General features: G+C 62.4%; 9 protein-coding genes and 1 pseudogene. 6 read left to right on the top strand and 4 right to left on the bottom strand.

Annotated features, from left to right (window positions below):
• Positions 1–99: 99 nt before the first annotated feature.
• Positions 100–486, bottom strand: a complete 387-nt coding sequence (locus K0H47_RS18215; RefSeq protein WP_017478718.1) for a MarR family winged helix-turn-helix transcriptional regulator — start codon at positions 484–486, stop codon at positions 100–102.
• 309 nt (positions 487–795) lie between these two features.
• Between K0H47_RS18215 and K0H47_RS18210 the strand changes: the two genes are divergently transcribed.
• The 5 genes and pseudogenes from K0H47_RS18210 to yghU all read left to right on the top strand — a co-directional run bounded on the left by K0H47_RS18210 (position 796) and on the right by yghU (position 7,554).
• Positions 796–3,984 carry an efflux RND transporter permease subunit gene (locus K0H47_RS18210; RefSeq protein WP_219273362.1) on the top strand — a complete coding sequence of 1,063 codons (3,189 nt, stop codon included), beginning with the start codon at positions 796–798 and terminating at the stop codon, positions 3,982–3,984.
• 1 nt (position 3,985) lies between these two features.
• Positions 3,986–5,167 carry an efflux RND transporter periplasmic adaptor subunit gene (locus K0H47_RS18205; protein ID WP_218264631.1) on the top strand — a complete coding sequence of 394 codons (1,182 nt, stop codon included), beginning with the start codon at positions 3,986–3,988 and terminating at the stop codon, positions 5,165–5,167.
• Positions 5,160–6,587 (top strand): efflux transporter outer membrane subunit, encoded by a 1,428-nt coding sequence (locus K0H47_RS18200; RefSeq protein ID WP_219273361.1) that lies wholly within the window; start codon positions 5,160–5,162, stop codon positions 6,585–6,587. Before K0H47_RS18205 ends, K0H47_RS18200 begins: the two co-directional genes overlap by 8 nt.
• Before the next feature lie 8 nt (positions 6,588–6,595).
• Positions 6,596–6,691 (top strand): annotated as a pseudogene (locus tag K0H47_RS31320) (outer membrane lipoprotein carrier protein LolA); the annotation flags it as partial.
• A 29-nt stretch (positions 6,692–6,720) separates the two neighbouring features.
• Positions 6,721–7,554, top strand: a complete 834-nt coding sequence (yghU, locus tag K0H47_RS18195; protein ID WP_063031905.1) for a glutathione-dependent disulfide-bond oxidoreductase — start codon at positions 6,721–6,723, stop codon at positions 7,552–7,554.
• 9 nt (positions 7,555–7,563) lie between these two features.
• On the opposite strand, the gene K0H47_RS18190 is transcribed toward yghU, so the two are convergent.
• From K0H47_RS18190 to K0H47_RS18180, 3 genes are all read right to left on the bottom strand, one after another.
• Positions 7,564–8,844, bottom strand: coding sequence for a cation:dicarboxylate symporter family transporter (locus tag K0H47_RS18190; RefSeq protein ID WP_219273360.1), 1,281 nt, complete (start codon positions 8,842–8,844; stop codon positions 7,564–7,566).
• A gap of 91 nt (positions 8,845–8,935) precedes the next feature.
• Entirely contained in the window at positions 8,936–10,144 is a 1,209-nt protein-coding gene (locus tag K0H47_RS18185) for a pyridoxal phosphate-dependent aminotransferase (protein WP_219273359.1), read from the bottom strand.
• An 11-nt stretch (positions 10,145–10,155) separates the two neighbouring features.
• A complete protein-coding gene (locus K0H47_RS18180; RefSeq protein ID WP_219273358.1) occupies positions 10,156–10,821 on the bottom strand; it encodes an RraA family protein in 666 nt (221 codons plus the stop codon).
• Positions 10,822–10,938: 117 nt separating this feature from the next.
• Here K0H47_RS18180 and K0H47_RS18175 point away from each other — a divergent pair, with 117 nt between their 5' ends.
• Positions 10,939–11,835 (top strand): LysR family transcriptional regulator, encoded by an 897-nt coding sequence (locus K0H47_RS18175; RefSeq protein WP_063031899.1) that lies wholly within the window; start codon positions 10,939–10,941, stop codon positions 11,833–11,835.
• Positions 11,836–11,869: the final 34 nt, after the last annotated feature.

Here is an 11,869-nt window from a genome sequence, read left to right as displayed (position 1 = left end):
TGGGGCAAGAGCGTTTTGCTTACTTTTGCGCTGTTCAAAAGTGAGCCGCTGTAAGAGCGGAACCATAGGCAGCCGTTACCTAAATAACGGATATGCCCCCTAACCCAACAACGCCCGAGCAAACTCATCAGACGCAATAAAGTCCATGGCCTTGCGCAACTCGCAAGCCGCCTCAGCCCCAAACACCTCATCAAACCGCACCGCCATCTGCCTGGACACCACCCGCGCCTCCTCGTACTTACGCTGCCCCGCATCGGTCAACAGCACCCTCCGGCTACGGCGGTCCAACTCATCCACCCGCAACACCACCAGCCCATCCCGCACCAGCGGCTTGAGCGTATGCCCCAGGGCCGACAAATCCATCACCAACGACTGCGCCAAGTCACGCATTTTGGGCGCGTCCCCATTGGCAATGTGGTTCATCAACGAATACTGAGTGGCCTTCAGCCCAAACGGCAAAAACGCCTCATCATAGATTTGCGCCATCCGCCGGGACGCACGACGCACGGCTCCATTGGAACAGGTGCTGGGACTATTGAGGACGGGCGGTGCGCATTTCACAGGCTGATCACTCGCTACAGCTAAAGGGTTAACCGAACGTTAATCCGGCAAGATGAATATTGACACATGTAGCAACAAATTAGTTGCGTATGCCTCTAAACGCTATATCGTGGCATATGCCTCTATTTTGACCGGATGTCAGTGCAGTTGGCCCGGATTACAGACGGGCGGGGCAGGAGGGAAGCGCTGTTTGGTACCTCCTTCAGTCATCAACTTCCTGTCTGGATCACATCTATGCTCAACCTCGTGCGCATCGCATTGCGGCGCCCCTATACCTTCCTGGTATTGGCTATTTTCATTCTGATTGTGGGCCCGCTCGCGGCCTGGCGTACCCCGACCGACATCTTCCCCGAAATTCGCATTCCTGTGATTGCCGTGATCTGGCAGTACACCGGCTTGCCTCCGGATCAGATGGCCGGCCGGATCACCTCGCCGTTCGAGCGGGTGCTGACCACCACGGTCAACGACATCCGCCATATCGAGGCGGAGTCGTTGAACGGCTTCGGCATCGTCAAGGTGTACTTCCAGCCGGGGGTCAATATCAGTACGGCCAACGCACAAGTGACTTCGGTGTCCCAGGCCATCTTGCGTCAATTGCCACCGGGCACCACGCCGCCGCTGGTACTCAACTACAGCGCCTCTACGGTGCCGATCGTGCAACTGGCATTGTCCGGCAAAGGCCTCACCGAACAGAGGCTGGGCGACCTGGGCCTCAACACCGTACGCCTGATGCTGACCACCGTGCCCGGTGCGGCACTCCCATACCCCTTCGGCGGCAAGACCCGCCAGGTACAGATCGACCTCGACTCGGCGCGGATGCAGGCGCGCGGGCTGTCGGCGCAAGACGTTGCCACCGCCCTGGCCACCCAGAACCTGATCACGCCGGTGGGCACGCAAAAGATCGGCAGCTACGAGTTCAACCTGCAACTGAACAACTCGCCGACGGATTTCCACGACCTGGAAAACCTGCCGATCAAGACCGCCGACGGCACCACAGTGTTGATTCGTGACGTGGCCACCGTCCGTGACGGCAACCCGCCGCAGACCAACATCGTGCACGTCAACGGCAACCGTTCCGTGTTGCTGCCGGTGCTCAAGACCGGTTCGGCGTCGACCCTCGGGGTGATTGCCGGGATCAAGGACAAACTGGCCGACAATAAAGGCGCGTTGCCGCCCAACCTGAACATCGATCTGATCGGCGACCAGTCGCTGTTCGTGCGTTCGGCCATCAGCGGTGTGGCCCGTGAGGGCGTGATTGCAGCGGCGCTGACCAGCCTGATGATCCTGTTGTTCCTCGGCAGTTGGCGCTCCACGGTGATCATCGCTACCTCGATTCCGCTGGCCATCCTGTCGTCGATTGCCACGCTGTCGGCGCTCGGCGAAACCCTCAACATCATGACCCTCGGCGGCCTGGCATTGGCCGTGGGGATTCTGGTGGACGACGCCACGGTGACCATTGAGAACATCAACTGGCACTTGGAGCAGGGCAAGCCGGTGGAGACGGCGATCCTCGACGGTGCGGCGCAGATCGTGACGCCGGCGTTCGTGTCGCTGCTGTGTATCTGCATTGTGTTCGTGCCGATGTTTTTCCTGGAAGGCGTGGCGCGCTTCCTGTTTGTGCCGATGGCGGAAGCGGTGATCTTCGCGATGATCGCCTCGTTCATCCTCTCCCGAACCCTGGTGCCGACCCTCGCCAATTACCTGCTCAAGCCTCACGAACATCATGCCGACGGCACGCCGGTGGTCGCGCCGTCGAGTAACCCGTTGGTGAAATTCCAGCGCGGGTTCGAGCGCCAGTTCGAGGCGTTTCGCGGGGTTTACCACGGGGCACTGGAGAGTGCCTTGCATCACCGCCGTATCGTGGTAATCGCGCTGCTGGCGTTTGTCGCCGTGTCGTTTGCGCTGGTGCCGTTTCTGGGTCGCAACTTCTTCCCCGAGGTCGACTCCGGGCAGATCCTGCTGCATGTGCGTGCACCGATTGGCACACGGGTCGAAAGCAATGCGCGGCTGGTGTCGCAGATCGAAAACACCATTCATAAAGTGATTGAGCCCCAGGAGCTGGCGGCTATCGTCGATAACATCGGCCTGGCCATCAGCGGGATCAACGTGGCCTATAACAACACCGGCACCGTGGGCTCCCAGGACAGCGATATCCAGATCAGCCTGAAAGAGGGCCATCGTCCCACCGCCGAATACATGCGCGAACTGCGGGAACGACTGCCTCGCGAATTCCCGAATGCGGTGTTCTCGTTCCCGGCGTCGGACATCGTCGGGCAGATCCTCAACTTCGGGTCTTCCGCGCCGGTGGATGTGCAAGTCAGCGGCAATAACCTGCCAGCCAACTTCACCTATGCCAGCACGTTGCTGCGGGAAATCCGGCGGGTGCCGGGGGTGGTGGATGCGCGTATCCAGCAGTCGCGGCAGCTGCCAACCTTCAATATCAACGTGGACCGCACTCAAGCCCAACTGGTGGGCCTGAACGAGCGTGACGTGACTAACAGCCTGGTGGTTAACCTCGCCGGTTCCAGCCAGGTGGCGCCGACGTTCTGGCTCAACCCGGCCAACGGCGTGTCCTACCCGATTGTGATGCAAACCCCGCAATACGGCCTCGACACCCTGGCCGCGTTGCATAACCTGCCGTTGAGCGGCAGTGCCGGTGCGGCAGCGGACCAGACCCTCGGCGGCCTGGCTTCCATCGACCGCAGCCACAGCAACTCAGTGGTGACCCAATCGGATATCCAGCCGGTGGTGGAGGTGTTGACCGCGATCCAGGGCCGCGACCTCGGCGCCGTCGCCGCCGACATCCAGAAAATCCTCGCCGCCCACGCCAGCGAGGTGCCCACCGGTTCCAAGGTGCTGTTGCAGGGCCAGGTGCAAACCATGAACGCAGCCTTCAGTGGCTTGCTGTTTGGCCTGCTCGGCGCCGTGGTGCTGATCTACCTGCTGATCGTGGTCAACTTCCAGTCCTGGGTTGACCCGTTCGTGATCATCACCGCCTTGCCGGCGGCGCTCGCGGGCATTGTGTGGATGCTGTTCATCACCCACACGCCGCTGTCGGTACCGGCCTTGACCGGGGCGATCATGTGCATGGGCGTGGCCACCGCCAACGCTATTCTCGTAGTCAGCTTCTGCCGCGAACGCCTGGCCGTGCACGGGGATGCGGTGCAGGCGGCGCTTGAAGCCGGCTTTACCCGTCTGCGTCCGGTATTGATGACCGCGATTTCGATGATCATCGGCATGGCGCCGATGGCCCTGAGCCTGGGGGAGGGCGGCGAACAGAACGCTCCGCTGGGCCGTGCGGTCATCGGCGGGTTGGCCTTCGCCACCATTGCCACGCTGTTCCTGGTTCCGCTGATTTTCAGTCTTGTGAACGGGCGGCGTCAGCACGCCACGCTTGCGACCACCGCCACTCAAGGGGTTTGACATGTCCACTTCCGTTTCCAATCCGGGTTCACCCCGCCGTAAATCCCGTGGTCTGCTCTGGCTGGTGCTGGGGCTGGTAGTACTGGTCGCCGTGGTGGTGTTTGGCATCGGCGTGCGCGCCAGCGAATCCCGCGACCTGAAAACCTGGACCGACGCCCAGGCTTTGCCCAGCGTGATCCTGATCACCCCGAGCGTGCAGCCCCAAGGGCCGATCCTGAATTTGCCGGGGCGCCTTGAGGCGTACTCCCGGGCGTCGATCTTTGCCCGGGTCAATGGCTACCTCAAGACCTGGAACGTCGACATCGGCGATCACGTAAAGGCCGGGCAACTGCTGGCCGAAATCGACACGCCGGAGCTCGATCAGCAACTGCTGCAAGCCAAGGCCGTGCTGGCTTCAGCCCAGGCCGACGAGTCGCTGGCGCAGACCACCGCCAAGCGCTGGCAGGCGATGCTGGCTTCGGATTCGGTGTCGCGCCAGGACGTGGATGAGCGAACCGGCGACCTCACCGCCAAGCAGGCCAAAGTGGTCGCGGCCAAGGCCAACGTCGACCAGTTGATTGCCACCAAGGGCTTCCAGCGGTTGACCGCACCGTTCGCTGGTGTGGTCACCGCGCGCTCCACCGATGTGGGGGCGCTGATCAGTGCCGGCGGTGCCACCGGTAAAGAGCTGTTCGCGGTCTCTGACGTCAGCCGCCTGCGAGTGTATGTGCAGGTGCCGCAGTCGTCGGCGCCGCAGATCCAAGTGGGCACCGTGGCACGTCTGAGCGTGCCGGAGTATCGCGGTGAAACCTTCAACGCCAAGGTGATCGCCACTGCGGATGCGGTGAACGCCGCGTCCGGCAGCACCCTGGTGCAACTGCTGGTGGACAACCCTGGCAGCCGCCTGTTGCCGGGCGGCTACACCAGCGTGCAGTTCACCTTGCCGGTGCAGACCGACGTGCTGCGCCTGCCTGCCAGCGCCCTGGTGTTCGATGACAAGGGCATGCGCGTGGCCACTCTCGACGCGAATAATCATGTGCACTTCAAGACCGTGACCATCGCCCGGGACTTTGGTGACAGCGTGGAAATCGGCAGTGGCCTCGTCGCCACTGACCGGGTGATCGACACCCCGCCCGACGGCTTGGCCGACGACGACTCGGTGCAACTGGCCGCCAACACTACAGAGGTCAAACCCCATGGCTAAGCGCACTTGCCTGGTATTGGTCGCGACCCTGAGCCTGGGTGCCTGCCACCTGGCGCCGCCGCTGGACGTGCCGGAGGTACCCATTGCCGCGCAGTTCCATACCCAGGGCCCGTGGACCGTCGGCACGCCGAACGACCAAGCGAGTCGCGACGGTTGGTGGCACATCTACAAGGACCCGCAACTGGACGCCATGGAGCAGCAGTTGCTGCAAAACAACCCGGACTTGAGCGCGGCACTGGCTCATTATTCCCAGGCCCAGGCGTTTTTGGCCCAGGCACAATCCGGGCTGTTTCCAAAGCTGATCGGCTCCAGCAATGCCCAGCGCATTCGCCAGTCGGACACCCGGCCACTGCGCTCGGCCAGCCCGCCGAATGTCTATGACTCCGGCACCGTGGGGGTAGAACTGGACTATGAAGTCGACCTCTGGGGCCGTGTGCGCGACACCGTTGCCGCCGGCACCAGCGACGCCCAGGCCGCCAAGGCTGACCTGGCCTCAGTACGTCTGAGCTTGCAGGCGCAATTGGCCGACAGCTACATCCGCTTGCGTGGCGTCGACCGGCAAGACCAACTGCTACAGGAAACCAGCGATGCCTATGCCAAGGCCCTGAGCCTGACCGAAGGCTTGCACGGCGGCGGTATCGTTTCCGGCCTGGACGTAGCGCGGGCGCGTACCCAACTGTCGACGGTCAAATCGCAACTGAGCCAGAATTTGGTGCAGCGTGCAGTGCTCGAACACTCGATAGCGGCGATGCTGGGTGAGTCCGCATCGACCTACGCGATTGCCCCCAGCGTTGCGGACATCGCCTTGCCCGGCGTGCCCACCGGTGTACCGTCTACGCTGTTGCAGCGTCGGCCGGATATCGCCGCTGCCGAGCGCCGGATTGCCTCGGCCAATGCACGCATAGGCGTCGCGAAAGCCGCCTGGTTCCCGGCCCTCACCTTGAGTGCCCAAGGCGGCTTCCAGAGCGATGAGTTCGCGCATTTGTTGAGTGCGCCCAACATCTTCTGGGCCATTGGCCCGTCGCTGGTGGGGACAATCTTTGACGGCGGCGCGCGCCAGGCCGGAGTCGACAGTGCCAAGGCGGCAACCGATGAAGCCGCGGCCAAGTATCGTGGTGTAGTGTTGACCGCGTTCGAGCAGGTGGAGAACAACCTGTCGATCATCTCCGGGCTCGACACCGCCCTGGTTGACCAGCGCGATGCCGCCGCTGCGGCGCAGTACGCCGAGGACTTGTCCCTGGCGCGCTATCGCCAGGGCGGAGCGGCGTACTTGGATGTGGTGACGGCGCAGGTAGCGTCGTTGCAGGCGCAGCGAACTGTGCTGGATCTACAGACTCAACAGTTAAGCGCCAACGTAGGGCTGATCAAGGCACTGGGTGGCGGCTGGGATATTGCCCAACTGGCCCAAAAGAACCTGTAGGGGCGAGCTTGCTCGCGAAGATCGTCAGCGATAACGCGGGCATGCTGAAAGCACAGGGCGCTCTCGGGTTTTTCGCGAGCAAGCTCGCTCCTACCGTTAGTTGTTGTGAACATTGAATCCAAGGAGTAGTGGCATGACTGATTACGTACCGCCAAAAGTCTGGACCTGGAAAACCCAAAACGGCGGCACCTTCGCCAGCATCAACCGGCCCATCGCCGGCGCGACCCACGACAAGGAATTGCCGGTCGGTCGTCATCCGTTGCAGCTGTATTCCCTGGCAACGCCCAATGGCCAGAAGGTCACGATCCTGCTGGAAGAGCTGCTGGCCCTGGGTCACAAGGGTGCGGAATACGATGCGTGGTTGATCAAGATCGGTGACGGCGACCAGTTCGGCAGTGGCTTCGTCGGCGTGAACCCGAACTCGAAGATTCCCGCGCTGCTGGACCGCAGCGGGCCCAAGCCGATTCGAGTGTTCGAGTCCGGGGCGATCCTGCAATACCTGGCCGAGAAGTTCGGCGCGTTCCTGCCCACCGAACCGGCGGCCCGTGCCGAGTGCCTGTCGTGGTTGTTCTGGCAGATGGGCAGCGCGCCGTACCTGGGCGGTGGGTTTGGGCATTTCTATGCCTACGCGCCGACCAAGATCGAATACGCCATCGACCGCTTCGCCATGGAAACCAAACGCCAACTGGACGTGCTGGACAAGCAACTGGCCGAGCACGAATACATCGCCGGCGACGAATACACCATCGCCGACATGGCGATCTGGCCGTGGTACGGCGGCCTGGTGAAAGGCCGCTTGTATGAGGCGGGGGAGTTTCTCTCGGTGCAGGATTACAAGCACGTCGTGCGCTGGGCCAACGCCATCGAAGCACGGCCGGCGGTGCAGCGAGGGCGCCGGGTCAACCGCGTGTCGGGCGATCCTTCAGAGCAACTGCGCGAGCGTCATGACGCGTCGGACCTCGACTGACAACAGCGCTTACTGTGGTGAGGGGCTTGTCCCCTTACCACAGGTTTCAGCAGTGCCCTCACGGCGCTCCCACTTGGCGATCACCAGCGGTGCCAGGGCATTGCCCAGCACATTCAACGCAGTGGTCGGCATTTCCATCAGGCGATACACCCCGGCGATGAAGGCGATGCCCTCCAACGGCAAGCCCGCACTCGCCAGGGTCGCCGACAGAATCACGAACATGAACCCCGGCACCCCGGCCGCGCCCTTGGACGTCAGCACCATGGTCACCACCAACAGTGCCTGGTCGCCCAGGCTCAGGTCGATGCCATACAACTGCGCCACGAACAGCGTGCCGATCCCCAAAAACAGCGACGCACCGTCCAGGTTGAACGAGTACCCCACCGGCACCACAAAGCTCACCAGCGAAGGCGGCACGCCGTAGGTTTCGAGCTTCTTCATCAGTTGCGGCATCACCGCCGCCGAGCTGGCGGTGGAGAACGCCAGGATCAGCTCATCCTTGATATGCCGCATCAACGCAAACAGGTTGATCCCGCACAGCCGCGCCACCAGGTTGAGCACCACCAGCACGAAGAACGCAATCGACACGTAGCTGACCATGATCAACTTGGCCAACGGCAGCAGCGAACTGAACCCGAAGTTGGCCACGGTCACTGCGATCATCCCGAACACGCCGATAGGCGAGTAGGCCATGATCATCGACGTCACCTTGAACATTGCCTCCGACACCCCGCGCAGCAGGGCAATCACCGGGTCCTTGCGCTCGGCGGGCAAGCGCGAAACCCCGAGGCCAAACATCACCGCTAAGAACAGTACCGACAGCAAGCTGCCCTGGGCCATGGCGTTGATCACGTTGTCCGGGATGATCCCGACAATGATCTGCCCCAGGCTGTGGCCGCCACCGGTGCTACTGGTGGGCAAGGTCACGGCGTTGGCTTTCAGGCTGGCCAGTTCAGTGCCGGCGCCCGGCTGGAGCAGGTTGCCCATCACCAGCCCGACGATGATCGCCAGGGTGGTGATGCAGAAGAAATAGCCCAGGGACTTGACCCCGATGCGTCCCAACGATTTACCGTCACCGTGCCCGGCGATGCCCACCACCATGCAGGCAAACACGATGGGCACGACGATCATCTTCATCAGCTTGATAAAGATATCGCCCGCCGGTTGCAGCAGGTTGTCCACCAGCCACGGCCGGGATTCGGGAAAACGGTGCAGCAGGGCACCGATGGCGATGCCGGCGAGCAGGCCGATCAGGATTTGCCAGACCAGCGCGATGCGGGGCTTGTGCATGGGAATGCCTCATTTATATCAATGATTATGAGTGTTGTTCTAGGCAGTCAATGAGCGGCCATCCCTGGCCGCCGGGTGGGGCGGGTATCCGTCAGCGCAATCGATGGCACGCTTCATTCAGGCGACGGCAACCTTCTTCAATCACTTCAAGCGAGCTGGCGAACGACAGCCGGATATAAGGCGACATGCCGTACGCCGCACCACTCACGGTGGCCAGGCCGTATTCCCGCAGCAGGTACTCGGCCAGTTGTGTGTCGCCGTCGATCCGCTCGCCGTGCGGGGTGGTCTTGCCGATCAATCCGGCGACGTTGGCGAACACGTAGAACGCGCCATCCGGCGGGGTGAAGCTCACGCCGGGAATCTCTTCGAGCAGGCCCAGCATGCGTTCGCGGCGTTGCTGGTACACCTCGCGCATGCCGGCGATGGGCGCCTGGTCGCCGGCGAAGGCGGCAACTGCGGCAGCCTGGCTGAGGGAACTGGGGCAGGTGGTGGTTTGCGAAAGCAACTTGGCAATGGCCGCAATCAGCCACGCCGGACCAGCCCCGAAACCCAGGCGCCAGCCGGTCATGGCATAGCCCTTGGAGGCACCGTTGACGATCAGCGTGCGCGGTTTCAGGTCCGGTGCGAGTCGGGTCAGGGAAACGTGGCGGGCATCGTCGTAGACGAAGTGCTCATAGATCTCGTCCGCCATGATCAGCACATGGGGATGGCGCCGCAGCACCGCGGCCAGGGCCAGCAGTTCGGCCTCGTTGTACACCGCGCCGCTGGGGTTGTTCGGGCTGTTGAGGATCACCCATTTGCTGCGCGAGGTGATCGCCTGTTCCAGGGCCTGAGGCGACAGCTTGAACCCCAGTGACTCGTCGCCGGGAATGATCACCGGCGTCGCGTCATTCAGCCGTGCGATGTCCGGGTACGACACCCAATACGGCGTGTGCACGATGACTTCGTCGCCGCGATTCAGGGTCGCCGCCAGGGCGTGATAAATGATGTGCTTGCCACCGCACCCGGCGATCACTTCGTCCAGCCCATAGTCCAGCTGGTTATCGCGCTTGAGCTTGAGGCAGATCGCCTGGCGCAGGGCGAGGGTGCCGCTGGTGGCGGTGTAGTGGGTGTCGCCACTGTGCATCGCGGCGCTGGCTGCTTCGAGGATATGCGCGGGCGTATCGAAGTCCGGCTCGCCCACGGTGAAGTTGACGATGTCCCGGCCCTGGGCGCGCAGTTCGCTGACCAGTGCGTTGGCGGCGATGCTCGGGGAGGGCGCGATGCCCAGCACCCGATCGGAGAGAAATGCAGTGCTCATGATGTTCCCCTTCAACCTGCCAGGCCGGCCTGCTGCAGCACCTTGTCGATCCAGCTCTGGCGCACCGCACCGCTGGCGATTTCGGCTTTGACTTCCTCTTCGTGGGCCGCGTGTTGAGCCGCCTTGCGCAGTACTTCGGGGGCGTCGGCCTGGGAGAAGGCGACCAGGCCGTCTTCGTCACCCACCAGCACATCCCCCGGATTGATCAGCATGCCGCCGATGGACACCGGTACATTCACCTCGCCCGGGCCGGTCTTGTAAGGCCCGCAATGCACCACGCTGCGGGCATAACAAGGCGTGTCCTCGAAGCTCGCGACATCACGGATCGCCCCGTCAATCACAAACCCCACGCAGCCGCGTTGCTGGGCGTAGAGTTTGACCAGTTCGCCGATCACCGCGTTGTTGGTGTCGCCCTGGGCGTCCACCACCAGCACATGGCCCGGCTCGAGCATGCTCAAGGCCTTGTAGATCAGCAGGTTGTCGCCGGGGCGGGTTTTCACCGTGAGCGCGGTACCCACCAGCTTGCCGGTGCGGTTGTAGCGGTTCAGCCCGCGGGCGCCGATGTGCCGGCCGAGGTTGTCGCTGATGTGCGGGGTGACCACGTGAGTAAAGGCTTCAAGTACTTCGGCGGAAGCCAGCGGTGGGTTGGGGAGGATGCGGGAACCGGGCAAGGACATGGCTGTAACTCCGATTGATCTTATGGGTCTGTGGCTAGATCTTAGGAGCGATGAAGAAGCAGTTTTAGCGATATTTTATTATCTGATAGGATCGCTTTTTCTCATGGGAGGTGGCCGATGATCACGTTCAAGCAAATCGACGCGTTGTACTGGATTGCCGAGCTGGGCAGTTTCGAGGCGGCGGCGAACAAGCTGAACATGTCGCAGTCGGCGATTTCCAAGCGCATCCAGGAGTTGGAAGAAACCTTCGATGTCGAGATTTTCGACCGCAGCAAACGCAATGCCCGGCTGACCGAAAAAGGCGCCGAGTTGCTCGACTACGCCAAGGACCTGCTGGAACGTCGCGACTACTTGCTGGAGCGGGTCAGTACCCGCGAAGTGCTGGTGCGCAGGTTTCGCCTGGGGGTGACGGAATTGACGGCCTTCACTTGGTTGCCGGCGCTGGTGGAAGCGTTGCGTGAGGCGTATCCCAAAGTGCAGATCGAGCCTTCGGTGGAGTTGAGCAGCGAGCTGTTTCGCAAGCTGGAGAGTGATGAGCTGGACCTGGTGATCGTGCCTGATGCCTACAGTGATTCGCGCTTCCTGAGTACGCCGCTGGGCAGTGTGGAAAACGCCTGGATGTGCGCCCCGTGGTTAGTCAGTGAGCCTGATCCGGTAGGGCTTGAGGCGTTGGCGGGGTACACGGTGCTGACCCAGGGTTCGCACTCCGGGACGGGCCTGCTTTATGAGCGCTGGCTGGCGGCGCATGCTGTGCAGATGCCGCGTAAGCTGACCAGCCATAACTTGCTGGTGCAGGTTGGGCTGGCGCTGTCCGGGGTGGGGGTGAGTTACTTGCCCAAGGCGTGCTTGTCGCATTTGATCGAGCGCGGAGAATTACGCGCATTGGAGACGGAACCGGCGCTGCCCAAGGTTGGGTATGTGGCGTTGCATCGCGGGGATCGGCAGTTTGGCTTGAACCAGAATGTGGCGCAGTTGGCGGTGCAGTGTTGTGATTTTTCGCGGTTGTTGTTTTGAGTGTATATCCGTTATTTGGGTAACGGCTGCTGGC

It is taken from the genome of Pseudomonas sp. Xaverov 83 (genome assembly GCF_019352905.1).
In the GTDB taxonomy this organism is placed as follows: domain Bacteria; phylum Pseudomonadota; class Gammaproteobacteria; order Pseudomonadales; family Pseudomonadaceae; genus Aquipseudomonas; species Aquipseudomonas yamanorum.
Note: the sequence above shows the minus strand (reverse complement) of the source record. Positions and strands in the feature narration are given on the sequence as shown.